At 62.6% G+C, this 25,701-nt stretch carries 14 protein-coding genes and 4 pseudogenes; 12 read left to right on the plus strand and 6 right to left on the minus strand.

Going from position 1 to position 25,701, the window contains the following annotated elements:
* Positions 1 to 26 precede the first annotated feature (26 nt).
* A complete protein-coding gene (locus tag YY7_RS0100475) occupies positions 27 to 992 on the plus strand; it encodes a dihydrodipicolinate synthase family protein (RefSeq protein WP_028161514.1) in 966 nt (321 codons plus the stop codon).
* Between the two features lie 324 nt (positions 993 to 1,316).
* Here the strand turns inward: YY7_RS0100475 and YY7_RS50125 are convergent, their stop codons facing one another.
* Positions 1,317 to 2,123, minus strand: coding sequence for an IclR family transcriptional regulator (locus tag YY7_RS50125; protein ID WP_051396406.1), 807 nt, complete (start codon positions 2,121 to 2,123; stop codon positions 1,317 to 1,319).
* A 190-nt stretch (positions 2,124 to 2,313) separates the two neighbouring features.
* Here YY7_RS50125 and YY7_RS0100485 point away from each other — a divergent pair, with 190 nt between their 5' ends.
* From YY7_RS0100485 to YY7_RS50135, 10 genes and pseudogenes are all read left to right on the plus strand, one after another.
* Positions 2,314 to 3,465, plus strand: a complete 1,152-nt coding sequence (locus tag YY7_RS0100485; RefSeq protein WP_080663501.1) for an ABC transporter substrate-binding protein — start codon at positions 2,314 to 2,316, stop codon at positions 3,463 to 3,465.
* A 131-nt stretch (positions 3,466 to 3,596) separates the two neighbouring features.
* Positions 3,597 to 4,472 carry a branched-chain amino acid ABC transporter permease gene (locus YY7_RS0100490; RefSeq protein WP_028161516.1) on the plus strand — a complete coding sequence of 292 codons (876 nt, stop codon included), beginning with the start codon at positions 3,597 to 3,599 and terminating at the stop codon, positions 4,470 to 4,472.
* A gap of 3 nt (positions 4,473 to 4,475) precedes the next feature.
* Positions 4,476 to 5,462, plus strand: coding sequence for a branched-chain amino acid ABC transporter permease (locus YY7_RS0100495; protein ID WP_051396407.1), 987 nt, complete (start codon positions 4,476 to 4,478; stop codon positions 5,460 to 5,462).
* Entirely contained in the window at positions 5,459 to 6,196 is a 738-nt protein-coding gene (locus YY7_RS0100500; protein WP_028161518.1) for an ABC transporter ATP-binding protein, read from the plus strand. Before YY7_RS0100495 ends, YY7_RS0100500 begins: the two co-directional genes overlap by 4 nt.
* On the plus strand, positions 6,183 to 6,890 hold the full coding sequence (locus tag YY7_RS0100505) for an ABC transporter ATP-binding protein (RefSeq protein ID WP_028161519.1): 708 nt from the start codon (positions 6,183 to 6,185) through the stop codon (positions 6,888 to 6,890). The genes YY7_RS0100500 and YY7_RS0100505 overlap by 14 nt, the downstream gene beginning before the upstream one ends.
* Before the next feature lie 24 nt (positions 6,891 to 6,914).
* A complete protein-coding gene (locus YY7_RS0100510) occupies positions 6,915 to 8,231 on the plus strand; it encodes an aspartate aminotransferase family protein (RefSeq protein WP_028161520.1) in 1,317 nt (438 codons plus the stop codon).
* A 94-nt stretch (positions 8,232 to 8,325) separates the two neighbouring features.
* The gene (locus YY7_RS0100515) at positions 8,326 to 9,996 is read left to right on the plus strand and encodes a hydantoinase B/oxoprolinase family protein (RefSeq protein ID WP_028161521.1); all 1,671 of its coding nucleotides are present in this window, start codon (positions 8,326 to 8,328) and stop codon (positions 9,994 to 9,996) included.
* Between the two features lie 2 nt (positions 9,997 to 9,998).
* On the plus strand, positions 9,999 to 12,059 hold the full coding sequence (locus tag YY7_RS0100520; protein ID WP_028161522.1) for a hydantoinase/oxoprolinase family protein: 2,061 nt from the start codon (positions 9,999 to 10,001) through the stop codon (positions 12,057 to 12,059).
* A 27-nt stretch (positions 12,060 to 12,086) separates the two neighbouring features.
* Positions 12,087 to 12,554, plus strand: a pseudogene (locus tag YY7_RS64940) (aldehyde dehydrogenase family protein); the annotation flags it as partial.
* Between the two features lie 51 nt (positions 12,555 to 12,605).
* Positions 12,606 to 14,806 (plus strand): annotated as a pseudogene (locus YY7_RS50135) (molybdopterin-dependent oxidoreductase).
* A gap of 65 nt (positions 14,807 to 14,871) precedes the next feature.
* On the opposite strand, the pseudogene YY7_RS64945 reads toward YY7_RS50135, so the two are convergent.
* The 3 genes and pseudogenes from YY7_RS64945 to YY7_RS0100540 all read right to left on the minus strand — a co-directional run.
* Positions 14,872 to 16,989: pseudogene (locus YY7_RS64945) on the minus strand (DUF4082 domain-containing protein); the annotation flags it as partial.
* A gap of 441 nt (positions 16,990 to 17,430) precedes the next feature.
* A pseudogene (locus YY7_RS64950) lies at positions 17,431 to 20,592 on the minus strand (N,N-dimethylformamidase beta subunit family domain-containing protein); the annotation flags it as partial.
* 412 nt (positions 20,593 to 21,004) lie between these two features.
* Positions 21,005 to 21,862 (minus strand): LysR family transcriptional regulator, encoded by an 858-nt coding sequence (locus YY7_RS0100540; protein ID WP_028161523.1) that lies wholly within the window; start codon positions 21,860 to 21,862, stop codon positions 21,005 to 21,007.
* Positions 21,863 to 22,034: 172 nt separating this feature from the next.
* On the opposite strand from YY7_RS0100540, the gene YY7_RS50145 reads away from it, so the two are divergent.
* A complete protein-coding gene (locus tag YY7_RS50145; protein ID WP_035688728.1) occupies positions 22,035 to 23,603 on the plus strand; it encodes an MFS transporter in 1,569 nt (522 codons plus the stop codon).
* A gap of 112 nt (positions 23,604 to 23,715) precedes the next feature.
* Here YY7_RS50145 and YY7_RS0100550 read toward each other — a convergent pair whose 3' ends face one another.
* Positions 23,716 to 24,729, minus strand: coding sequence for an SIS domain-containing protein (locus YY7_RS0100550; RefSeq protein WP_245287137.1), 1,014 nt, complete (start codon positions 24,727 to 24,729; stop codon positions 23,716 to 23,718).
* The gene (locus YY7_RS0100555) at positions 24,726 to 25,694 is read right to left on the minus strand and encodes an N-acetylmuramic acid 6-phosphate etherase (RefSeq protein WP_028161525.1); all 969 of its coding nucleotides are present in this window, start codon (positions 25,692 to 25,694) and stop codon (positions 24,726 to 24,728) included. The genes YY7_RS0100550 and YY7_RS0100555 overlap by 4 nt, the downstream gene beginning before the upstream one ends.
* Positions 25,695 to 25,701: the final 7 nt, after the last annotated feature.

The raw sequence follows: 25,701 nt of genomic DNA on the forward strand, positions 1-25,701 counted from the left end.
ACGATCTCGAGCCAGGGAGACAGGACATGCCGCGCTTCAAGGATTTTACGCCCAGCGGGGTCATTCCCGCGACGCTTGCGGCTTTCAATGATGATCTGTCCATCAACGAGAAGGAAACACGACGGCATCTGGCGCAATGTGCGTTCACGTCGGGTGTCACAGCGGTCACGGTCAATGGCCACGCGTCCGAGGTCCATGCCTGTTCGTTCGAGGAGCAGGAGCGGATCTTGACGTTCTCGCTTGAGGAAGTTGGTGACAAGGTACCGCTCATCAGCGGTGTCTATGCCGACGGATCGCAGGAGGCGGCAAGGATCGCCAAAATGGCGGACCGCGCTGGAGCCTCGGCGCTCCTGGTGTTCCCCAGCCAGGTATTCTCTCTCGGAGGCCAGCTCCGCCCCGACATGGCGCTCGCTCATTTCAAGCGCATTGCGGACGCAACGGATCTGCCGCTGATCCTGTTCCAGTATCCGGCATCCAGCCTGGTCAACTATCCCTTCGACACCTTGCTGAGCCTTTTTGACGCCATTCCGAGCATCAAGGCGATGAAGGATTGGTGCAATGATCCAATGCTGCACGAGCGCCACATCCGAACCTTCCAGAATCTTCCAAAGCCGGTAAACGTCCTCACGACGCATAGCTCCTGGCTGATGTCATCGCTTGCGATGGGGGCAAAAGGCTTGCTCTCGGGAGCCGGAAGTGTGATCGCGGATTTGCAGGCGGCCCTGTTTGATGCGATCAGCTCTGATGATCTGGCCACTGCAAAGGCGATCAATGATCGCATGGTTCCATTGCAGCAGGTGTTATACGCGCCACCGTTCCTGGATATGCACAACCGCATGAAAGAGATGCTCGTGATGTTGGGGCGTCTCGACAAGGCCGTCGTGCGTCCTCCACTCGTCAAATTGTCGGACCAGGAGCTGGCGCGGTTGCGGCAGGCGGTTGCCGAGGCAGGGCTCCGGAAGGAAGGCGCTTTCCGTCAAGCGGCCGAATAGACGAAGTGCGCAAGCTTGCCGACAGTGGATTTGATAACTCCGCTGTACGGCTTGTTTCAGCGATGCGCTAATCGCACCTCATGTGGCCGCCGTCAGTGAATGGCGGTGTCGGTGGTTGCGCCTCCAGGATTTGAACCTGCTCGTCGGTTTCGAAGCCGTAGTTGGATCGCGCACAAAAGGTGACATGTGGCGGACCATCAAAGCGCCGCTAAGCCAGTTTAGTCAGAACAGAGAGGTTCGCGATGTCATCAGCGCCGGCAACGCTCCACGTTCGTGCCAACACCCCTCCGCCGTTTCCGGAGAGGAACATGAGAATACGCCGACCTACGTTTGATCGGCTGGCGGTGTGTCTCTTGACCTGAGCTTTTCACCTATTGAGAGTGATCTTCCCAGTGCTTGCGCGACGTCTCGCAGAGCTGTCAATCGGTCGGGGAGTTGTTCATTCATGATCCGCTGCAGCGGGCCCGTCATTCCGAGCGCATAAAACACGCGTCGATCGGACAGGAATATAGGCACCGCAATCGCGGCCAGGCCTTCGTCGATCTCTCCGATGCATGTCGCATAGCCCCTAGCTCTGACCGCCGCGAGCTCCTGTTCGACCCAAGCGCGGTCGTTCCGGGTGTTAGCCGTGAGAATCGGAAGGTCAGCCGACATCGCTTCGGCCAATACGGCTTCACTTTGATATGCGATGATCGCCTTGGCTGTCGCGGCCGCATGCACTGGCATCTCGATCCCCGGCTGCACATAGCTGCGCCAGCGCACGTCAGGTGACATGGAAATCGCAACGACGACGCGTGCGCCGATCAAGCGGGTCAGATAGCAGGCTTCTGACGTCGCGTCGGTCAGCTGCTGCAAATGTCCGCGGGCGAGCGCGCTGATCCATCCATCATCAGCGGTTGCGTGCAAAAGGCGCAGCAGACGGTCGCCAAGCTGATAAGCACGGCCACCGACATTGTCTTTCGCAAGCCCAGCGCGCACCAAGCCCTTGAGCAGCCGGTGTGCAGACGTCTTCGGAAGATCGAGCAACGAGGACACGTCTGCCAGGGTGAGTGCACCAGGAAACGTGGCCACGAGCTCCAGCACTTGCATGTAGCGGTCGAGCGGGCCCGCCGCTTCATCTGACGTTGCCATTCAGGATGTCCTCGAGGCGGAAACTTTGTGCATGCGTGCCTAACCCAGCGGCTTGACTCGGCCGATACGAGCAGATTAGCCTTACGCAATATCGGAATATTGTTCCGGAAAACGGAACGAAAGTCAATAGCAAATTGCAGGGGAGGCCCGGCGGGCATCAGCGACCCCAGGGGGCTCAGAAGGGACAAATATGAGGATGACGAGGCAGGAGTTCTTGAAAGCGTTGCTCGCGGCGGCGGCGATGCCGTGGGCGGCGGCAGCCCGCGCGCAACAGGGAAGCCCGATCGTCGTCGGCGCGACAGTGCCGATGACCGGACCGCTGTCGCTTACCGGCAAGCAGTATCACAACTCGCTGATGATGGCCGAAGAGGACATCAACAAGGCGGGCGGCATCAACGGACGCAACCTCAAGATCATGTTTGAGGATACGCAGGCGTCCAACAGCACAGCGGTGAATGCCTTCGTCAAGCTGGCACAGGAAACCAAGCCTGCGCTGTTCTTCCTGTCGAGCTATTCGACACAGAATCTGGCAGTGGCGCCTGAGCTGAAGAAGGTCCAGGTGCCGGCGTTCTACGCGGGCGGGGCAGATGCGGTGGCCGAAAGCGGCAATGAGTGGATGTTCCGCGTGCGACCGGCTGACAGCGTGTCCGCCGAAGGCATGGTGCAGTGCGCGCTCAATGTTCTGAAGGCGAAGAAGCCTGGCATTCTCTATATCCAGAATGACTTCGGACAAGGCGGCGCCCAAACGGCGGCCAAGCGTTTCGAAGCCGCCGGTGTGACCGTCGCTGGCATGGAGGCTTATGGACAGAACGATAAGGATTTTTCGGCGCAGTTGCTCGGTCTGCGCGGCAAGGGCGTCGATGTCATCCTGATCTTCAACTATCCGCAGGACGGCGCGCTGGTTTTGCGGCAGGCGAAGTTGCTCGGCCTCAAGATGCCGCTCGTCACGTCGTCGGCGGCATTGGTGCCGGCGGCGCTGCAGCTTCTGTCGCCCGCTGATCTCGACGGTGTGTGGGGGGTGGTCGACACCTTCATTGACCCGGCGGTAGGCGGGCGCATGCAGGATTTTGTCGAACGCTACAAGACGAAATTCGGCACCGATCCGGATCCCTACGGGCTTGCCTACTACGATGGCGCGATGCTCGCGGCCGAGGGCCTGCGCAAGGCGGGGACCGATCCCAAAGCGCTGCGGGACTGGCTGGCCGCCGTGAAAGACTGGCGGGGCATCGGCCACGTTTACTCCTACGACGCCAAGGGCAATGGCGTATTCGATCTGGCGGTCGTGAAATCCAAGACGGGGACCAAATCGCTGGAGCTGGTTCAGGCCATCAAGCTGAACTGACGCTCGAAGTGCCGATGCGCGGGCGCGCCCGTGCTGCGGATCACTGCAAATCATGCCGCGGGCGGGCTGAACCTCCGCCCGCAACCGTCGGCGATCATCGAAGCCGCCCTGCAACACACGACCAGGACGACATGACGGATTTCATCCAGCTGTTCATCAACGGACTTGCGATCGGTGGCGTCTATGCGCTCGCCGCAATCGGGTTCGTCATTGTCTATTCCGCCACCGGCGTCGTGAACTTCGCTGCCGGACAGTTCGTGATGTTCGGCACTTTCGCCGGCGTGGCCATGCTGCTCAATGCCGAGCTACCCTGGCCAGTGGGCTACGGCGCGGCCCTACTGGCGATGGCGCTGTTCGGGGCGCTGTTTTTTGCGGTGCTTTATCTGCCGCTGCGCAAGAGCCCGGTGGTGACCATCATCATCGGCACAGTCGCGATCGGCATCACGATGCAGAACGCGGCGCTGCTGGCGTTCGGGTCCTGGCCGTTTCGGTTGCCGTCACCGGTGGAGGGGGTGAATCTCACGATCGCAGGCGCCACGATATCTGCCCATGCCATCGCGGTCGTGGTTGTCACTGCCGTCATGGTTGCTCTGCTTTGGCTCCTATTCTTTCGTACCTCGCTTGGGATCGGCATGCGCGCAGTGGCGCAGGACATCCAGGCGGCGCGGTTGATGGGCCTCAAGGTCAACCGTCTGCTGGCGCTGTCGTGGGTCCTCGCTGCGCTGCTCGCTGGCATCGCGGGCTTGATGCTTGGTCCGATGTGGTTTGCCGACACCAGCATGGGCGATCCAATTGCGCTCAAGGCGTTCGCGGCCACCATCATCGGCGGCTTCGGCAGTCTGCCGGGCGCGATTGTCGGCGGCCTGTTCGTGGGGCTCAGCGAGGTGCTCGGCGCATCCTACGTCTCCTCGGCCTACAAGGATTTGATTTCCTTCGGGATCATGATCGTGTTCCTGCTGGTGCGGCCGCAGGGTGTGTTCGGTGAACGCGTCCAGGATCGGGGCTGATCGATGTCGATGCGCTTTCCGCTCCTGCTTGGCATTGTGATCCTGATCGCGGGTCTCGGCCTGTCGATGCTGCTGACCGACTATCATCTTCGGCTGCTCAATCTCGCGGTGATCTCTGCGATCGCCGTCATCGGTCTTAACTTTGCCTTCGGTTATGCCGGGCTGATCTCGCTTGGCCATGCGGCCTTCGTCGGCACCGGTGCCTATGGCGTGGCACTGCTGACCACGCTGCTGGGATGGTCGCCATGGCTGGCGCTGCCCGTCGCAGTGGCCGGCACAGCGATCTTCGCCGTGCTGATCGGCCTTCCGCTCCTGCGGCTGAAGGGCCATTATCTCGCGCTGGCGACGCTGGGTCTCAACGTCTCATTCTCCATGGTCGCCGCCAACTGGATTGAGCTGACCGGCGGCACCAACGGCATCTCGCGCATCCCCGAGCTGCAGGTCGCAGGCCATGCTTTGGCTGACGAGCGCAGTTACCTGTGGTTCGCGCTCGCGGTGCTGGCGGTCTCCGCTGCCGTCGCCGGGCTCATTCATGCCTCGCGCCACGGGCGGGCGATGATCGCGGTGCGCGACGACGAGACGGCGGCGTCAATGACAGGTATCGACGTCACGCGGGTGAAGATCGCGGCGTTTGTGCTGTCGTCGATCTATGCCGCCGTCGCCGGGGGCCTGTTCGCCTGCCATATGCGCTTCATCTCGCCTGAGGACTTCAGTTATGCGCACTCCATCACTTACCTTGCGATGCTGATCGTCGGCGGCGAAGGCTCGATCGTGGGGGCCATCCTGGGGGCGCTGCTCCTGACCTTCCTGCCCGAATGGCTGCGCTTTCTCGGCTCAGCCTATCTGGCGTTCTTTGGTGTTTTTGTTCTTGCCATTCTCGTCTTCCTGCCTTCGGGCCTTGTCGGCTTCCGCTGGCCGGGCAGCCTCCGGCGGGACGGGCGCTCGAAAGGGCCGGCGATGGTCGCTGCGTCTAAGGAGGTGCGCCCATGAGCTTGCTGCAGGCCACTGGAATCGCCAAGCGTTATGGAGGGCTCACCGCGCTCTCGGATGTCGAGCTGTCGGTCGGCGAGGATGAATTCATCGCAGTCATCGGCCCCAACGGTGCCGGCAAATCGACTCTGCTCAATGTCCTGACCGGACTGGTCCTGCCTGACAAGGGCAGAGTGTTGCTCGAAGGACGCGACATGACGCGGGCCGCGGCTCACAAGCGAGTCCGCGCCGGCTTGGGGCGAACTTTCCAGCACGGGCGGCCGTTCGCGAGGTTGAGCGTGCTGGAGAACGTCATGGCCGGCGCGGCCATCCGAAGCCGTCGCAGCGAGGCGGAGCTGCGCAAGCGGGCGATGACGGTGCTCGACCAGATGGGTCTTGCGGCGGACGCGCAGGCGGCGATCGGATCGCTGTCCTATGGTCGCCGGCGCATGGTCGAAATGTGTCGAGCACTCGCCTGCGAACCGCGCGTGCTGTTGCTTGATGAACCTGCCGCCGGCCTCAACTCTGCCGAGGTTGATCAACTGGCCGACCGGCTCTCGGACCTGCGGGCGAAACATCGGCTCGCCATCGTGTTGATCGAGCACAACATGGGCATGGTGATGCGACTGGCGCAGCGCATCGTCGTGCTCAATTTCGGCTGCAAGATTGCCGAGGGCACGCCATCTGAGATCCAGCGCGATCCCGCAGTGCTGTCGGCTTATCTCGGCGAAGGTCATCGTCATGCTGGCGTGTAAGGATCTGACGGTCGCGTATGGCGACATCGTCGCGCTGCAGAGCGTGACGCTGGAGGTGGGGCGGGGCGAGACGGTCGCCCTGATCGGCGCCAACGGCGCCGGCAAGACCACGCTGCTGCACGCGATCTCGGGCCTGAACCCGGTTCAGTCCGGCGACATCATGTTCGAAGGCACATCGGTTGCGCGGCTCGCCAGCGATCGTCGCGTCGCGCTTGGAATCGCCCAGGCGCCGGAAGGCCGGCGGATTATTCCCGGCCTGACGGTGGAGGAGAACCTGGCGCTCGCCACGGTGAGCTGGCGGCGCTGGCGCCAGCCGATCTCCGGCGATCTCGCACGGGTATTCGATTTGTTTCCGCGCCTGAAGGAGCGGCGTCGGCAGCTCGGCTGGTCGCTGTCCGGAGGTGAGCAGCAGATGCTGGCGATCGGACGGGCACTGATGGCGCGCCCGCGCTTGCTGCTGCTCGACGAGCCGTCACTTGGCCTCGCACCGCGCCTGGCCGAAGAAGTCTACGAGCGTGTCAGGCAGATCGCTGATAGCGGGCTCACAATCCTGGTGGTGGAGCAAAATACGGTCCTGGCGTTGTCGGTGGCGGACCGGGCCTATGTCCTGGAGACGGGCCGCATCGTCCTTCACGGCACCGCTGACGATCTCAAACAGAACACGCGCGTCCGCGAAGCCTATCTCGGACGCTGACCTCTCGGAAAAGGAGACAAGACAATGTATCCTGACATGACTTCGCGGTCGAAAGCGCTCTACGAGCGCGCGCTGACGAGCCTGCCGGGTGGCAACACCCGCACAACGGTGTTCATGAAGCCTTATCCGGTCTACGCCGCGAGAGGGGCGGGGTGCCGGGTCTGGGACGTGGACGGCAATGAGCTGATCGACTGTATCAACAACTTCACCTCCCTGATTCACGGTCATGCCCATCCGGTGCTGATCGAGGCCGCCACGCGGCAGCTCGCGCTCGGCTCCGCATTCGGCATGCCGACCGAGTCCGAGATTGATCTTGCCGAGCTACTCGCCGCACGCCTGCCGTCGGTGGACCAGGTGCGGTTCGCCAACTCCGGCACGGAGGCCGTGATGATGGCGTTGAAGGCAGCGCGTGCGTTTACCGGGCGACCGAAGATCGCCAAGTGTGAGGGCGCGTATCATGGTTCCTACGACTATGCCGAAGTCAGCCTCGATCCGGCGCCGGCAGACTGGAACGGCAACGCGCCAGTCTCCGTTGCCTATGCGAAAGGCACTCCGGACAACGTGCTGGCCGATGTCGTGACGATCCCCTTCAACGATATTGACGGGGCCGTCAGCCTGATCCGCGAGCACGGCCGCGATCTCGCCTGCGTGCTGGTCGATCCGATGCCGAACCGCGCCGGGCTCGTACCTGCCGACAGGGCCTATCTGGAGGCGCTGCGCCAGGCGACGCGTGAAGTCGGCGCGTTGCTGGTATTCGATGAGGTGATTTCCTTCCGCCTCGGCTACCACGGCGCCCAGGGACTGTGGGGCATCGATCCTGACCTGACCACGCTCGGCAAGATCATCGGCGGCGGGTTTCCGGTCGGCGCGATCGCCGGCAAGAGGGATGTCATGGCGGTATTCGATCCGAGCAAGGGTAAACCCGCGCTGCCTCATGGCGGTACGTTCTCGGCCAATCCGGTCACCATGCGCGCCGGCCTCGCGGCCATGGAGCTACTGGACGAGAACGCATTCGTGCGTCTGGATGCGATCGGCGAGGCCGTGCGAAAGGGCATCAACGATGCATTCCGTCGCCATGGCTTACCGGGCACCGCGGTCGGTCTTGGGTCGCTGCTGAAGATCCACTTCTCCGAACGGCCAATCCGCGACTACCGGTCGGCCTACATGACCGAAGGCGAGGCCAAACGGCAGACCCTGTTCAATCTGGAGTTTCTCAATCGCGGCATTCTCGCCGCCGGCTATGGCCTGATGGCGCTGTCGCTGCCGATGACGGACGCTGATGTCGAGATCATCATCGGTGCGGCATCGGACGCACTGGCGCAGGTTGCTGCAAAAGCCTGACGCGTCCTTGTGTTGTTGAGGTTGGTAAGGCGCCGCGTGGGAGCCAATCGGGCCATCACGCCGCAAAGCAATATTGTCTGAGATAGGTGCGAGAATGCCCCACAAGGTCGATCCCATCACTCGGTCCGTCGTTCAGCATCGGCTGAGCTCGATCGTGGCGGAAATGGGCGAAGCAATGCTTCGCACATCCTATTCACAGATCCTCAACTCGAGCCGTGATTTTTCACTCGCGATCTGTGACACCCAATCCCGGCTGATCGCCCAAGCCGACCATATCCCCGTCCATGTCGGCGCGCTGCCCTGGGCGACGCGTGCGGTGGAGGAGCGCTTCGAGAAGGTCGCGCCCGGCGACGTCATCCTGATGAATGATCCCTATCACGGCGGCAGCCATCTGCCTGATCTGACCGCGTTCGTGCCGGTATTCGACGGCGATCGGCGGCTGTTCTGGAGCATCGTGCGTGCGCACCAGAGCGATATCGGCGGCGCGACGCATGGTGCCTACAATCCGGATGCCACTGAAATCTGGCAGGAAGGATTGCGCGTTCCGCCCATCAAGCTCTATGAGGCCGGCCGGCTGCGCGACGATATCCTCGACATGCTGGCGCTGAATGTGCGCAATCCCTACGACTTCCGGGGTGACCTTGCGGCCATGATCGGCGCTGCGCACATGGGCGAGCGGCGGATGGGGAGGCTGTTTGCCGAATTCGGCGCGCCCGTCGTCGAAGCTGCGATCGAATCGATTCTCGATGCCGCCGAGCAGCAGACGCGTGCGGTGGTCTCGACCTGGAAGGACGGCGTGTTCTATGGGGAAGCCTTCCTCGACGATGACGGTCATGGTCGCAGTGATATCCGCATTGCTGCCAAGGTCACCAAGTCAGGCAGCAAGATCGAGGTCGATCTGTCGGAATCCGACCCGCAGAGCACGAGCTTCGTCAATTCGTCGCACGCCAACATGCATGCGGCGGTGGTGATGGCGTTTGCGTATCTGATCGATGCTGAAATTCCCAAGAACGCTGGCGCATTGCGGCCGCTCACGGTGGTTGCCAAGCAGGGCACGATCGTTTGGGCCGATCCGGGCCGGCCGGTGACGCTGTGCACCAGCCATCCGTCCAACGAGATCGTGGAGGCGGTGATCAAGGCGCTCTCGGCATCTTGTCCGGACCGAGCCATGGGGGGCTGGAGCCGGCGATTCCGTATCGCGGTGCAGGGCGAGGATCCTCGCAGCGGGCGCAGCTTCATCTGGCATATGTTTCAGGCGCGCCCGGGCGGTGGCGCTTCGTCGCGCGGTGACGGCTGGTCCTCGATCGGCGAATGGCACACGGTCGGCGGACTCAAGTTCGGCAGCATCGAGGTCGCGGAGGCGCGTTTCCCGTTGCACTTTCGTCATCATGAGTATCGGCCCGACTCCGGCGGTGACGGTCAGTTCCGCGGCGGCCTCGGGGTTGCGCTTGACCTCGTCTTCGAAGTCGAGAAGACCGCGCTCGGCAACACGGCGGGCGACGGAACCCGGCACGGCGCGTGTGGCATGCTGGGTGGGAAGGACGGTGCGCCGCATCACTACCGTCTGCTGTCCGCCGGACGGCCGCCGCGTGTGTTGCGAACCAAAGAGGTCGGCATCGAGATTCATCCGGGAGATTGCCTCGAAGTGCGCTCTGCCGGCGGCGGAGGATGGGGGCTGCCGGAGCGACGCACGGAGCAGGCGCGCCGACGCGATGAGGTGTGCGGCTTCGTGACTTCAAGCTCAACGACAGAAGTGGTTCAGTAACGATGTTGACGATCGGCATTGACGTTGGCGGTACCTTCACCGATCTGGTCGCCATCGACGCGACCGGGCGCACCGTATTCGCGAAATCGCCTTCCACGCCGCAGGATCAGTCGATCGGCGTGATGAGTGGGCTCGACGAACTCGCGCGCCGCCTCGACCTGTCGCGCGCTGAGATGCTGGCGATGACACAGCGACTGGTGCACGGCACCACGGTTGCGACGAACGCGCTGCTTGAACGCAAGGGCGCGAAGGTTGCACTCGTGACCACGGAAGGCCACCGCGACGTGATCGAGATGCGCGAGGGATTGAAAGGCAACCGCTACGACCTGCGGACGCCGCCGCCGGAGCCGCTGGTGCCGCGCGAGCTGCGCTTCGGCGTGCGCGAGCGACTGCGGCCCAACGGTGAGGTGCTGGCCCCGCTCGACGAAGCTTCGCTCGGCGAGCCTATCGCGGCGATCCGTGCCTCCGGCGCCACGTCGGTCGCGGTCTGCTTCCTGCATTCCTACCGCAACCCCGCCCATGAGATCGCGGCAGCCGAGCGGCTTGCGCGCGAGCTGCCTGGTGTCAGCGTGTCGCGCTCGAGCGACGTGCTACCGCAGATCAAGGAGTACGAGCGCGTCTCCACCACGATCGTGAATGCCTATGTGGGCCCGGCCGTGCGACATTATCTGACCGGGCTCGAGCGCCGCCTCGCCGAAGCGGGCTTCAAGGGCAGCCTGTTCATCATCCTCTCCCATGGCGGCATGGCTCCGGTGGAGGAAGCCGGGCGCCTCGCGGCGGCGACTGTGCTGTCCGGTCCGGCGGGCGGCATCTCCGGTTGCCGGCGGTGTGCGGAACTGCTCGGGCTGCCGGATCTTGTGCCCTTCGATATGGGCGGTACCAGCACCGATATTTCCCTGATTGCGGACGGCCGCGCCACGCTCTCGGCGGATGGAGGACTGGCGGATCAGCGCATTGCGCTGCGCAGCCTTGATATCGCCAGCATCGCGGCGGGCGGAGGGTCGATCGCCAGTGTTGATGCTGGCGGTATCTTTCGCGTCGGTCCCGAAAGCGCCGGCTCAATGCCAGGGCCAGCCAGCTATGGCAACGGCGGCACGGAGCCGACGGTAACGGACGCAAACATCGTCTTAGGCTATCTCGATGCGGCAGCTTTCATGGGCGGTCGGCGTCCCCTGGACCGAGTTGCGGCGGAGACGGCGGTCGATCGCCTGGCGGCTTCGCTCGGAGTGACGCGCATCGAGGCGGCTGCCGGCATCTATCGACTGGTCAATCTGAAAATGGCCGATGGCATCCGATTGATGACCTTGCGTCGTGGTGTCGATCCGCGGAGATTCGCACTCCTCAGCTTCGGCGGAGCCGCGGGACTGCACGCCGCCGAAGTGGCGCGCGAGCTCGACATCAAGCGGATCATCGTGCCGACGGAAGCCTCAGTGCTGTCAGCTTGGGGGATGCTGACCAGTGACCTGCGCTACGAGGTGAGCCGTACCCATTTCGAGGCAGGCACCCGTACGACCGCGTCGGACATTCGCAAGATTTTTGCGCATATCGAGGGGCAGGCCGCGGAGCGGTTGCGCGGCTGGTTTGACGGGCCGATCGCAACGGAACGCTCCGCCGAAATGCGCTATGGCGAGCAGGTGTTCGAGGTCGACGTACCGCTCAGTGACGTCAACCTGACTGCGTCGTCGCTGGTTGCCGACATTGAAGAGCGGTTTCATCGTCGTCACGAGGAGCTCTATACCTACGCCTCCCGCGATCAGGAAGTTGTGTTCGTCAATGCGCGAGCCGCAGCCGTTGGTGCAGTTCCCAGAACTGCGCAAGCCAATGCGCCGACGCCGGCGACCGAGCCAAGTGCGCGACCCGCCGCCAAACGGCAGGCCTTCTTTGGCAGTTGGCGCGAGGTGCCAGTCTACGCCCTGGAAAGACTGCGCCCGGGGCATGTGCTGGAAGGCCCCGCGATCATCGAGGCCGAGACGACAACAGTCGTCATCAACAGTGGCGATCGCGCGGCGGTGAATGCGCTGGGATGGCTCGATATCGAGCTTGGGGTCGCGGGAGAGGTTTAGGGCCGAAGCTTGTTGCCACATGGGGTGCTCGGGGGAGCTTCTATCGAGCATGGCCGCAAGTTTCAGCTTGAAATGGGGGGTAAGAATCCGTTTGTTGTGCTCGACGACGCAGATCTCACCGTCGCCGTGGAGGCTGCTGTGAATTCTGCCTTCTTCTCGACCGGCCAACGCTGCACGGCCTCTTCCCGCCTCATCGTGACGAAGGGCGTCCACGACAAATTCATGGCCGCGCTCCGTGAACGTCTCAAAAACATCGTCGTGGACGACACGCCGTTCGGCCTTTCCTCTGGCATAGCCACGACGAATCTCAAGCATGCCACACATTTCAAGCGCAATGCGGAAGCTGGCATGGTGATGGTGAACCTACCTACTGCGGGCGTCGATTTCCATGTACCGTTCGGTGGCCGCAAGAGCTCCTCTTACGGATCGAGAGAGCAGGGCAAATATGCCGCCGAATTCTTCACCACGGTGAAGACGGCATATACGTTGCCCTGATAGACATGAAAGTGGAGGCGGAGCACCCCAGCGGAGCATAAGGATGAGGCGATGAACGAGATAATTGGTTACCCCGACCCCGGCCTCGACCTGTCGGACGGCTTCAAGCCGCACACCTCGCACTGGGGCGTGTTCTCGGCGCGTCACAGCGAGGCTGGACTCGAAGTCAGGCCTTATGCGGGGGATCCTGATCCGAACGGCATCATCGGCAACTTCCCCGGCGCGTTGCGCCACCAGGCTCGCATCGCCCAGCCGGCGATCCGCCGCGGCTGGCTTGAGCGTGGTCCCGGCCCCGATGATCGCCGCGGCCGCGACGAATTCGTGTCCGTCAGCTGGGAGAAGGCGCTCGACCTCCTGGCCGGTGAGCTATCGCGCATCCGCGACACACGCGGCCCCGGTGCGGTCTTCGGCGGTTCCTATGGCTGGTCGAGCGCCGGCCGCTTTCATCACGCACAGAGCCAAGTTCACCGCTTCCTCAACATCGCGATGGGCGGCTATGTGCGTTCGGTAAACACCTATTCCTCGGGTGCGTCCTCGGTGCTGCTGCCGCAGATCCTGACGGGTTACGAAGACATCACCAAGCGCAACGTCACCTGGGAGCAGATCGCGGCCGAAAGCGAGATCGTGCTGGCGTTCGGCGGCATGGCGCTGAAGAACTCCATGGTGGCCGGCGGTTCGATCAGCAAGCATGTCGAGCGCGGCGCCATGGCCGCGGCGCGCCGGCGCGGCTGCGAGTTCATCCTGGTCAGCCCGCTGCGTGACGATCTGCCCGCGGAGGCCGGTGCCGAATGGATGACGCTCGTGCCCGGCACCGACACGGGCAACCCAAGAACGCCGAGTGGACCGCCGCGATCTGTGGTGTCGACGCGAACACGATCAGGAAACTCGCCCGTCGGCTTGCCGGACGGCGCGCGCTGATCACCGTTTCCCATTCCCTGCAGCGCTCGGAGCACGGCGAGCAGCCGGTCTGGATGGGCATGGTGCTGGCGGCGGCTCTGGGCCAGATCGGCCTGCCTGGAGGTGGCTACGCTTATTCGCTCGGCGCGATCGGCTATTACGGCCGCCGCGTGAATGACGTGCCGGGGCCGACGCTAGGGCAAGGCCGCAATGGTGTCGCGGATTTCATTCCAGTGGCGCGCATCGCCGATATGCTGCTCAATCCCGGCACCACCTATCGCTACAATGGCGAGACACGCGTCTATCCGGACATCCGGCTCGTCTACTGGGCAGGCGGCAATCCCTTCCATCACCACCAGGATCTCAACCGCCTGCGCAAAGCCTTCGCTCGCCTCGACACGCTGGTTGTGCATGAGCTCGCCTGGACCGCCACGGCCCGGCACGCCGACATCGTTCTGCCCTGCACGATGACGCTCGAGCGCGAGGACATCGGCTATTCCACCAACGATCCGCTGATGATCGCCATGCACCGGATCGCCGAACCGTTTGGCCTTGCGCGCGATGACTATGAGATCTTCTCCGATATTGCCGAGCGTCTCGGGAGTCGTGAGGCCTTCACCGAAGGCCGCACGGCACGGCAGTGGCTGGCACATCTCTACGAACCGACCCGCGCCTCGCTCGCCGCGCGCGGCCTCGCGGCTCCGAGCTTCGAGGAATTCTGGGAGCGCGGCAGCATGATCGTGCCGCAACACCTCGACGACGGCGGCAGGCTGCGCCGCTTCCGCGAGGATCCGATCGCTCATCCCCTTCCGACGCCGAGCGGACGCATCGAGATTTTCTCGACGAAGATTGCGGGCCATGGCGACGCAGACTGTCCGGGCCATCCGGTCTGGCTCGAGAAGACAGATGTGCCCAAGCCGGGCTCGCCGTGTTTCCTCGTCGCCAATCAGCCGGTGACGCGTCTGCATAGCCAGCTCGACTTCGGCGGACATTCGGCCGGGGCCAAGCATCGCGGCCGCGAGGTCGCGCGCATGAACCCGCGCGATGCGGACGTTCGCGGAATCGCGGATGGCGACATCATCCGCCTGTTCAACGAACGCGGCGCCTGCCTTGCCGCGGTGCACATCACCGATGGCATCGCTCCCGGTGTTGTCCAGCTACCGACCGGCGCGTGGTACGACCCGATGGATCCGGGGGAAGAGACACCACTCTGCGTTCACGGCAATCCGAATGTGCTCACCCGCGACGTCGGCACCTCGTCCTTCGCGCAAGGCTGCACCGGCCAGCTTACGGCTGTCGAGGTGGAGCGGTTCAGCGGCAATCTGCCGCCGATCCGCGCTGTCGATCCGATGTAGCGGACGTGACATGCCTGATCACGTCTGAGCTCTGATCGCATCGGACTGAGCGAGAATCGACGAGCTCACGCTGCGAGCTGAGGTTGAAACACCACATCGGCGTAGTAGTTGGTGGAGCTGAAAGTGTTGGTCGGGAAGAGTCCGGCCGAGTTCGTTCCTCCATAAGCATAGACGCCATTGCCGCCTGACGTAGCGCTGGATGGCGCCGTCAGGGCTCCGCTCGTGAGCGCGCTGGTGAAGAAGTTGCTGGTGGCTGCATACTCGCCGTTTGTGTGATAGGACGCGACATAAGTGGTGTTGGCAGCGATCGAGACCGGCGTCGCCAACGGCACGGTCTGCCATCCGCTTGCCGTGGTGTTGGTGAAGGTGGCGCTGGCAAGCTTGGTGCCGGTCGAGCTCCACAGGTCGAGGAGATCGGTGCCGGTATCGCCGGGACTGCGGTAGAATTTGAGCGCGGTGATCTGGCCGGCAGTGGACGAGGTGAACTTCACTCCGACCTCGAGCGCGGAGCCATCGTTCAAACTGGTCTGCGTCGGGGTGTTCAACGCGGTGAACAGGCTCACCGTCGTGGACGTCGTGGTCACGGCGATATTGAAGGTCTCACTGGCAGAGAGGCCGGCCGGATCCGTGGCCGAAACCTGGACACCAAGGGTGCCGACATTGGCCGATGCCGGCGTGCCGCTGAATGTTCGCGTTGCCGCGTTGAACGTCAGCCATGAGGGGAGCGCCGCGCCGTTCAGGCCGGTTGCCGAATAGGTGAGAGCGCCGCCGTCGGGATCGTTGAAGGTGCCGGCGGGCAGGGTCAGCGAGAAGGCCGAGCCGACGACCGCACTCTGGTTGGCGGTCTGGGTCACCAGCACCGGCGGCGTGTCGGTCGTCGAGCCGGGCGAGAACACCACGTCGGCATAGTAGTTGGACGCGCTGAAGCTGCTGGTCGGGAAGATCCCAGCGGTGCTGGTGCCGCCATAGGAGTAAACCCCGTTGCCGCCGGACGAGGCGGAGGAGGGCGCCGTCAGCGCGCCGCTCGAGACGGCGTTGGTGAAGAAATTGCTGGTCGCTACATACGCGCCGTTTGTGTGATAGGACGCGACATAGGTGGTGTTGGCGGCGATCGAGACCGGCGTCGCCAAGGNCACGGTCTGCCAGCCGCTTGCGGTGGTGTTGGTGAAGGTGGCGCTGGCAAGCTTGGTGCCGGTCGAGCTCCACAGGTCGAGGAGATCGGTGCCGGTATCGCCGGGACTGCGGTAGAATTTGAGCGCGGTGATCTGGCCGGCAGTGGACGAGGTGAACTTCACTCCGACCTCGAGCGCGGAGCCATCGTTCAAACTGGTCTGCGTCGGGGTGCTGGACGCGGTGAACAGGCTCACCGTCGTGGACGTCGTGGTCACGGCGATATTGAAAGTCTCGCTGGCGGAGAGGCCGGCGGGATCGGTGGCCGAAACCTGGACGCCGAGGGTGCCGACATTGGCCGATGCCGGCGTGCCGCTGAAAGTTCGTGTCGTCGCGTTGAACGTCAGCCATGAGGGAAGCGCCGCGCCGTTCAGGCCGGTTGCCGAATAGGTGAGAGCGCCGCCGTCGGGATCGTTGAAGGTGCCGGCGGGCAGCGTCAGCGAGAAGGCCGAGCCGACGACCGCACTCTGGTTGGCGGTCTGGGTCACCAGCACCGGCGGCGTCTCGGTCGTCGAGCCAGTATCGTTAAGGACGACATCGACCCAGTAGTTGTCGCCGGAGGCAGGGATATTAGTGGGGAAGATACTCCCTGAAGAATAGGCGTAAACGCCGTTCAGACCGTTAGCCGTTGCGGACAGAGATCCGTTTGTCGGATTTTGGAGCGTGTCGAAATAGTAAGGCGTATCGGAGTATTGGCCATTGGTCATGTGGTACGAGGCGACATAGGTCGTGCCTGCAACAATGTTCACAGGACTGGAGAAGCTGACCTGCTGCCAGCCACTGGCGGTCTCGTTGGTGGACGTGGCGGTCGCCAGCAGTGTGCCGCTGGCGCTCCAAAGATCAACTACATGGGCGCCGGTGTTCAGGGATCCCTTATAGAAGCGGATCCCGGTGATTTGGCCGTTGGTACTTGACGTGAACTTGAGACCGACTTCCACACCCTTTGGGTCACTTATGTCCGCCGTAGCAGGCGTGGTGCTGGAGCCAAACAGGTTGAGGGACGTGGACGGTGAAACCGTGTACGACACGCCGGAACCCGGTGTCTCGAGATTTAGGCTGTCATCGACCGCTCGGGTTTCGATGCTGTACGACCCCTTGGCCGGCGCATTGAAAGTGTAGGTCCAATTGACTGTTTGCGTGCCAACTTGACCGCTCGTCACGTGCCACGTCTTTCCACCGTCGGTCGAAATCTGAACGCCGCCAATCACACCGCCGACGTCGGTCGCGGTACCGCTTACGGTCACGGTTTGGCCTTCGATCACGGACGAGGATGACACGCTGGTGATCTTGGACGTTGGCGCGGTGTGATCGGTCGACTGGCTCGCGATCACCAGACTTGCCTGCAGCGTCTGAGGCTGGACGCCCATGTCCGCAAACAGATTGACCATTGCCTGCTGGACGTTCGGGTCGGCGTTTGTCTGATTGCCGTCCGGCGAAGGGTCGTGCTGGTTTGACAAGCCCCATGACCAAAACACGCTGCCGGCTCCGAACACCAGCGCGCCACTGGTGGGATCACGGTACTCGACCAGATTGTGGGTTGCGGTACCGCTTGTGTCGACGTTCCCGAACTCCGTATTGAACGCCGACGATTCCTGGACCGTCGTCGAAGAGAGGTCGATCAGGCCGGCAGGCATGAAGCCGTTATCAGGAGAGGAGTCCCATTCATATCCTAACAGGCCGCTTTCCAGCGAGGCTGTCTGGCCGGGTGTCGTGGCCGCGACGCTTGTGTTGCGCCAGAAACGCAACTGGGTCATGCTGTAGGGAATCTTGATCGTCCCAAGACTCCCGCTCTCATCAACCGAGAACACCGTTCCCGTCAGCGCATTGGACGGCATGGCGGCACCGCCCCAATTGGTGGGGGCCTCAAAGGTGCCCGTCCCCTGCCCGCTAGGGTTGATCAATTGCTCAAAGTGGCTGTCCTTGTAGGTGACCAGTGTGCGATTGGCTGTCTTGCTACTGTCTATGCTCGGTGTGAACTGGGTTTGCCAGAAGATCTCGTTGCCGCTGAGGAACGTGAGGTTGACGCCCGCGTTTGCCGCGGCCTGAACATTCGCGACCTGGCTATCGGTCCAGTATTCGTCGTGTCCGACATCCATGAACACCTTGTGATTGAGCAGCAACGCGCCATTGGTCGCTGTATCCAAGCCGGAAATGTAGCTTACGTTGTAGCCGTTTTCTTCCAGCCAGTAGATTGCGGGGTATTCGCCTGTAAACACACTATCATCTGAATTCGCATACAGTCCTACTCCATCTCGGGTCATGATCGGGCGGTTGTAACTGACCGCGTAGGCCGCGCCATTCTGGGAAGGACCGTTGCCTCCATACAGGCTGGCGCCGCCCCAACCGTTGTAAGCCTGCCAGGTCTCATCAGACGTCTGAAAGACGATGTCGCTTGTGGAATTGGGATCCTTGATGACGAACGGAATCTGGAAAACTTGAGTGCCTTGGACGACGTTGGCGACATAAACGCCTGATACGGCCGTGGTCGGAATGGACCATGAATCAGTGACGCTCCAATTGCCGGCGTCGACCTCCCCGGTCGCAGTATTCGTGATTGGTGACGGCTGCGCGATCGATGACGTGCCCTGATGCTGCAGGGTTGTGACGAGACGGGCACCGTCTCCTCCGTAGTAACCCAGTCGATAGATCTGGATTTGATAGTTCGGGCTGCCCGTCAGATTATCGATCTTGAACTGCACCGTGCCGCCGATACTGGTGCTGATCGCGGTGGTGAATCCCTCGAGCTTGGTCGTATCGCCGCCGGGAGCAACCTGCCAGACGCTCATCGGCGTGCCCGGTAACTGGTTCTCCAGCACAATTGGATTGGTGCCAGACGGATCGGCGACAACAGTGCCGCCATGTCCGTCGCTATTCAGAGTCCAGTTCGGATCCTTTCCAGCAAACAGCAAGGAGACGGTGGTGGAACCATTGCTGAAATTTACCGTGCTGGTGTTTGAGGTGATGTCGTACTGAACGGATGTCGACATCGACGATGTGAACGCGAGGTCCTTCAAATCGATGAGCTGATTTGCAGAAAGCGGTGCCCCCGGTGACGAGCTTGCGATCAAACCGTGGAATTGCGCCGAATGATCGAGGACGAGCTCGCCATTTGCGGCACCGAAAGATACGGTTATCCCGGAAAACGATCCGTTTGTCAGTTGTCCGGAAACAGCACCTCCGATCTCGAGGACAGCCTGGTTTGAAACATCCAACGAACCGGTGCCACTGATATTGCCTTTGATATCTACGTTGGAAATTTGACTGCCACTGAACGGGCCAGCTTGGATGATCCCGTTGTCGACGACGCTGCCTTCGACAGTGAATAGCGTGCCGGGATTGCACGACAAGGTTACGCCTGTACCGACGACTAGGCCATTGATGTCGACATTGCTCGTGCTCGTGACCGTATAAGCTCCTGTCGCATCCATCACCACGTTGTCGGTAAGCCGAGGGACACCGGCACTCCAGTTCGTTGCGACATTCCAAGACCCGCCGCCCGAATTGGTCCAGTGAGCGGTCGTGCTCGAAGGGCTGTTCGCCAACGTGGCCTGCAACGTCGGACCCATCATCAGGTCTTGCTTCAGGACGCTCGTCGTTACGGGCACGGGGGGATTGAGCGTCGACGCTGGCGTGGTCGTTGTCGTCAGCGGGGCAGGCAATGTCGTCTGCAGCAGATCGCTCGACGGCAGCGGCCTCAATGTAAGGCTGCCGGAATCCGGAGGAGTGCTCGAACCGATACGATGGCGGGGTGTCTGGTCGGAGGGTGACGCATTCGTTTCGGTCGAACCAGTTGTGTCTGTAGTCGCCGACTGCGCCAGGATTGCGGGCGCCGCACCGACGATGTCGCTAGGCACAGGAGCTGCCGCTTGATCGAAGACCTGACCGGCCAACCCGGCCGACAGGCCCGATGGCGCCGGGGAATCGGGTGGCAGGACGTCGTTGGGATCGACCGCAGCCGAAGCTTGCGTCGAGTTCAGCGACGAAAGACCTGTCTCCAGCAGCAGGGCAAGAGCGAGTGGCGCGACCGAGTTGCTGCCCTCAGCGGTATCGACCTCCGTTGGACTGGCAGTAGGCGTGCTGGGGCCAACAACCAGCAGAACTTCTCCCATGAATCCCTGGTCAGCGCTGCAATAACGCAACAACGAAATCTGTCCGATCGCGTCGGCGGCCGGGCTGAACGTCAACCCGCATAGTTGTGAAGCGGTGACGACCTGACCGCGGGTGACGGCGGTCGCTCCGTCGGCCAAGAACACTGAACCGTTAGAGGGCAGCTCCGCGAGCGCAACAGGTGTGTCCCCGGTCAAGCCGGCAGGGAGGTCGGCAAGCAACGGGATCGGCAGCCGACCGCAGTCTTGGGGAACAGAAATCACCACCCCGTTCCAGGACGACACGTCTCCGGACTGCAGGGGTGTCGGCGCGAAGCTCAATGCGGCGAGTTCCGCGGCTGTCAACGTGTCGCCGACAGTCACCCGCGTGACGTGATCGGCTTTCAGGACAACTCCGGCAGTTGGAAGGCCGGCCACCGTGACGGTCAGATCATGAAGGGAATAACTGGTTTCCGCGGACAGGAGCGGCTGCGCCTTCTGAGATAAGGCGCTCGGTTTCTGTGTCAGCATGGCAATCACCCTCGAAAAACCGATTTAGTAATATCCGGAGTGACATAATGTCGCAGATTTAATTTATTTAATTTTTAAACGCCAATTAAATAATCTGACACATTAATCACGAAATTGAGATGGGATTAAAAATCCAATTAATAACTTGATCCGAAGGCAAATTTTCTGGCGATGAGATTTTTGCGTTTGGCCTCGGCACAGCGTTTGTGATGAGCGCCAGGGAGGCTTCCATGAGCTGAGCGATTGATCTGGGCCCGAGCTGGAGATGGGGCGCCGGCAGGTCCGGCAAGCTGCCAACGCGCCGTGCTGTGGACCCGGCATCATGCTTGGGACCAGCGCATGTGCCGTTCCCGTGGATTGGCGTCTCAACCACCCACGACCAAGGTGCCAAGTTGACGGTGCCGCGATGTCCTTACGGGACCGGCGCACGGTGCTCTCGGAACGCCGCCGCCAACGCCCGCAGGGCTGCCCGCGACCGCTGGTCCGTCAAGGACGAATGGAGCACCACCTCGGATGAGGGAAGCGGAGGAAGGCCAAACCGCTCGCCGACATCGACAGTGCCGGCAGGCGCTATCCGATATGACAGAGGGGCAATTGCCAGCCCTGCGGCGACGGCGGCATGGACAGCGGAAGAACCGCCGCCAAGGAACACTTCGGTCCATCTTATGCCGGCCGCGTCGAGCGCATGAGTTGCTATGTTACGGACGCCGCAGGTTGGAGCCAGCGCAGCCAGGCGCAGCGGCTCTCCCTGTCGATGCTCGAACCCTTGCGCCGCGAACCAGCCAAAACGCTCGTGTGCCAGCGTTTCCCCATCCCGGCGATCGTCCTCGCGCTGGATGATCGCGGCATCGAGCCGCCCCTGATCAAACAGGTCCAGAAGTTTGCGCGAGCTGTCGAGCTGCACTTCAATCGTCAGCTTCGGATCGTGGGCGTGGAGCCGCGCCAGCAAGTTCGGAACCTCCGGTCCCGCGACATGAGCAGCAATGCCGAGGCCAAAGTGTCTCGGGGGCGCATTGAGCCCGACAAGCGCGCGCTCGTGAGCCGCGATAAATTCGCGAGCTCCCTCCAGAAAGGCAGCCCCTTGCGCCGATGGCCGCACCGATCGGGGAGTCCGTTCGATCAGCCGATGCCCGATGCGATCCTCAAGCCGTTTGAGCTTCACGCTGATTGCACCCTGCGTGGTGCCCAGAGCTTCGGCCGCGCGCGTGAAGCTCTGCAGGTCGGCCACCATCACGAAAGCTCTTACGGCATCCACATCGAGCGAGAGCATTCCATCATCCGAATTTGTTGTCTCTGAAATCTATATTGATCCAATTTTGTTGTGGTCAAGGGCCCCCTATGTTCGCCCGGCATCTGACGTGGGCGGCGAACCCGGGACCCGAGTTTCTTCGAACCTCCTGCCTGCATGTCAGCGATCGGCACCAGGCTTGGAGGTGAAAGTCATGACGATTTCAGCAACACAGCAAAACACCGTCGCCCTGGCGGCCGTCTGCCTCGCGTCTCTCATGTTCGGGCTGGAGATTTCCAGCGTTCCGACCATTCTGCCGACGCTGGAGATGGTGCTGCATGCCGACTTCCAGCAGCTCCAGTGGATCATGAACGCCTATACGATCGCGGTCACGACCGTGCTGATGGCGACGGGCACGCTTGCAGATCGATATGGCAGAAAGCGTGTCTTCGTCGCCAGCATCGTCGTCTTCGGCCTGGCCTCCCTGATCTGCGGCTTGGCGCAGGACGCCCTCGTTCTCATAGTGAGCCGATTTCTTCAGGGCATGAGCGGTGGGGCGATGCTGATCTGTCAGGTCGCCGTCCTCTCCCACCAGTTCCGGGAGGGACCGGAGCGCGCACGGGCCTTTGCGGCCTGGGGCATCATCTTCGGGATCGGACTCGGCTTCGGTCCCATCATAGGCGCGGCGATCGTCGCGATCTCCAACTGGCAATGGGTGTTCTTGGTCCATGCCGTCATCGCCATCGTCACCACTGTCCTCGCCGAGGCCGGGGTGCAGGAATCGCGCGATCCCGACGCGAAGCACCTCGATATCGCAGGCATCGTGACGCTCTCGACGTCGGTGTTCTGCGTCGCCTTCTATATTACGCAAGGGCCTGACCTGGGCTTTTCCAGTCTGACGGGTTTCGCCATCATTGCAATCGCGGTCCTGAGTTTCGCAGGCTTCGTGCTGGCCGAGACGCGCAGTGTCCGCCCGATGTTCGACTTCTCCGTTTTCCAGGTTCGGATCTTCTCGGGCGCGCTCCTGGGGTCGATAGGCATGAACTTCAGCTTCTGGCCCTTCATGATCTATCTTCCGATTTTCTTCCGAAGCGCGCTCGGTTACGGCAATGTCGCGGCCGGCCTGGCGCTGCTCTCCTACACGTTACCGACTCTCGTGGTGCCACCATTTGGCGAGCGGATCCTGCTGCGCTTCGGGGCCAGGATCGCTATCCCGACCGGACTTTTCGTCATCGGCCTTGGCTTCATGTTGATGTGGGCCGGCAGCGGAGTTGAACAACCTGGTTGGCTGACGCTGCTGCCTGGTTGTTTGCTTGCGGGGATCGGGCTGGGGCTGACCAACACGCCGGTGACCAACACGACGACCGCATCGGTACCGAGCACACGCGCCGGCATGGCATCAGGTATCGACATGAGCGCTCGGATGATTTCGCTGGCGATCAACATTGCCCTGATGGGCTTCATCCTGATCGCGGGCATATCCTCCTGGCTGAGGAGCGCGCTTCCTGGCGTGCTTGATGCACCGCGCCTGCAACATCTTGCAGAAAGGATAGCGGGCGCGAGTGCCCATGTATCTGACTTCCCGGAACTGAACTCCCTGCCGGCGGCGGACACTGCTGTGCAAGACGCACTGGTTCATGGCTTCAGGTTGGTGATGCTCTATGGAGGACTCTCGGTGTGGATCCTGGCTCTGTCGAGCTTCCTGATCTTCGGCCAAAAGGCGCGCCACGAGCGTCTCTCACAGAGCCGGGATGAGCCATGCCCCTCCTCGCTCACTTCGTGAGCTCGAGCTTCCGTTCGTTCGACCTGCTCACGTCCTATCGGCCAGCGGAGCACATCGCGGCATCGTGATTGGGGCGGACGTAAGTGCATTCCACCCAGCGATTAGTCGGCCGTCAAAACGTCTCGGTAATCTTGCTCAGGCGAGGGGGGCGATCCGGGTCAAATCCGCACGCGCGCGCCGTCTGCTCGATCATCCGATAGGCTGGAACGAGCATGGTGATCGGGTCGGTTGCGGGGTCATCCTCGGCGAGCCAGGCCAGCGAGCCATGCGGTCCGCCGCATAGATGCAGCGCGATCTTCTGTTCGCGCAATTCTTCTGCCAGCGCGTCCACCGTGGCCGCCGTTTCATCCATGAGGCGCATCATGATAACCGGCGTGCGCGATGATAACGCGGCCCGCGGCCCATGCTGCAGCTCGGCGGCGCTCAGACCCATGGAAGGCAGGCGCAGGATTTCCGAAAGTTTGAGCGCGATCTCCCGCGCCGAGCCCAGGCCGAGGCCCCGCGCCGCCACAAACACGGCCGACGCTTTGGCGAGATCATCGGCAATCCCGGACCAGTCGAGCGCCAGCGCGCGGTGCAGGCGCTCGGGCAGCCTTTCGAGGGCTGACCGCAGCGCACGATCTTCCGCCAGCTCGGCAACAAGTCCGGCGCTGGCGGCCATCGAGCCGATCACGGTCTTGGTCGCCGCTACGGAGTGTTCTTTGCCGGCTTCGATCGGAATCACGAACTCCGCTGCGTCAGCCACCGGCGACGACGTCGCATTGACGATGGCGACGGTGCGGGCGCCCGCTGATCGCGCCGACCTGGTCGCCGCGACAAGATCCGGGCTGCGCCCGGATTGCGAGATTACGACGAACAGCGCATCGCGCAGCATCAAGGGCGTACGAAATGCCGTGATCACCGAAGGAGCGCTGGCGGAAACGGGCAGGCGAAGCCGCGTCTCGACAAGGTATCTTAGGAAGACCCCCGCATGCCCGGAGCTTCCCCGGCCGCACACAACGCACAGGGGCGCGGAGCCAATCCCAATTCGCTGCGCGATGTCGTGCGTGGCGGGGCGGTTACGAACAATCTTGGCGACGACATCCGCGCTTTCCCCGATTTCGCTCGCCATCGCGGATGTTGTCACGGGTCAATCTCTCCGCCTTGCTTGCGCGCCGCTGCTTCCTTGGGATGCCGGTCACCATCCTTGTTACGATCCTTGTCACTATCCTTGGCGAGCTCGGCAAACACGTGCCGAAGGTTGCCGTCACAGTTTTTCAGAATGGTCTCGGCATCAACCCTGTCGACACCCAACGCCAGAAGGCTAGCCGTCTTGATGTCTCCCTCGGCCTGCTCAAGCGAGCGTGTGGCGTGGGACGGATCACAGTGCGCGATTTGCGCCACCATGGCCTCGGCGCGCCGCTTCAGCTTGGCATTGGTCGGCTGCATGTTCACCATCATGCCGCGATACACCCGGCCAAGGCGCAGCATGATCCCTGAAGAGATCAGGTTCAGCACAACCTTCTGCGCGGTGCCCGCCTTCATCCGCGTCGAGCCGGCGATCAGCTCGCAGCCGGTCTCGATCAAGATCGGAAACTTTGCCGATGCCAGCAGTGCGGTGCCGGGATTGTTGGCGACGCCGATCGTCACGGCACCGAAAGAGCCTGCCTGCTGCAGCGCGGCGACCGTGAATGGTGTTGTCCCGCTGGCGGCAACGGCGATCACCACGTCGTGCGGTGTGAGCCGCGCGGCATTGATTTGCGTGACCGCATCATCGACATCATCCTCCGCGCCCTCGACGCTGGTGACGAACGCGCTGTCTCCGCCGGCGACGATGAAGCGGACGCGCTCGTTGGGCCAGGCGAAGGTCGGCAGCAACTCGGCGCCGTCCTGGACCGCCACGCGGCCCGAGGTGCCGGCGCCGACATATACAATGCGTCCGCGATCGCCCAGCGCCGCCTTGGCCGCTTCGGTCGCCGCAGTGATCGCGGGGAGGGCATGGCCGATCGCCGCGACTGCCGCAAGCTGGCCCTCCCACATCGCTTCCATCGCTGACGTCAGCGACCATGCATCAAGATCGGCAAAGCGGGGATCGACTTCTTCGGTGGCCATATAGTTG

Source organism: Bradyrhizobium elkanii WSM2783 (assembly GCF_000472865.1).
GTDB lineage: Bacteria > Pseudomonadota > Alphaproteobacteria > Rhizobiales > Xanthobacteraceae > Bradyrhizobium > Bradyrhizobium elkanii_A.

Excerpts from the sequence above, each read along its gene's own strand:
- YY7_RS0100475 (WP_028161514.1), top strand. The coding sequence starts at position 27 with ATGCCGCGCTTCAAGGATTTTACGCCCAGCGGGGTCATTCCCGCGACG.
- YY7_RS50125 (WP_051396406.1), bottom strand. The coding sequence starts at position 2,123 with ATGGCAACGTCAGATGAAGCGGCGGGCCCGCTCGACCGCTACATGCAA.
- YY7_RS0100485 (WP_080663501.1), top strand. The coding sequence starts at position 2,314 with ATGAGGATGACGAGGCAGGAGTTCTTGAAAGCGTTGCTCGCGGCGGCG.
- YY7_RS0100490 (WP_028161516.1), top strand. The coding sequence starts at position 3,597 with ATGACGGATTTCATCCAGCTGTTCATCAACGGACTTGCGATCGGTGGC.
- YY7_RS0100495 (WP_051396407.1), top strand. The coding sequence starts at position 4,476 with ATGTCGATGCGCTTTCCGCTCCTGCTTGGCATTGTGATCCTGATCGCG.
- YY7_RS0100500 (WP_028161518.1), top strand. The coding sequence starts at position 5,459 with ATGAGCTTGCTGCAGGCCACTGGAATCGCCAAGCGTTATGGAGGGCTC.
- YY7_RS0100505 (WP_028161519.1), top strand. The coding sequence starts at position 6,183 with ATGCTGGCGTGTAAGGATCTGACGGTCGCGTATGGCGACATCGTCGCG.
- YY7_RS0100510 (WP_028161520.1), top strand. The coding sequence starts at position 6,915 with ATGTATCCTGACATGACTTCGCGGTCGAAAGCGCTCTACGAGCGCGCG.
- YY7_RS0100515 (WP_028161521.1), top strand. The coding sequence starts at position 8,326 with ATGCCCCACAAGGTCGATCCCATCACTCGGTCCGTCGTTCAGCATCGG.
- YY7_RS0100520 (WP_028161522.1), top strand. The coding sequence starts at position 9,999 with ATGTTGACGATCGGCATTGACGTTGGCGGTACCTTCACCGATCTGGTC.
- YY7_RS0100540 (WP_028161523.1), bottom strand. The coding sequence starts at position 21,862 with ATGCTCTCGCTCGATGTGGATGCCGTAAGAGCTTTCGTGATGGTGGCC.
- YY7_RS50145 (WP_035688728.1), top strand. The coding sequence starts at position 22,035 with ATGACGATTTCAGCAACACAGCAAAACACCGTCGCCCTGGCGGCCGTC.
- YY7_RS0100555 (WP_028161525.1), bottom strand. The coding sequence starts at position 25,694 with ATGGCCACCGAAGAAGTCGATCCCCGCTTTGCCGATCTTGATGCATGG.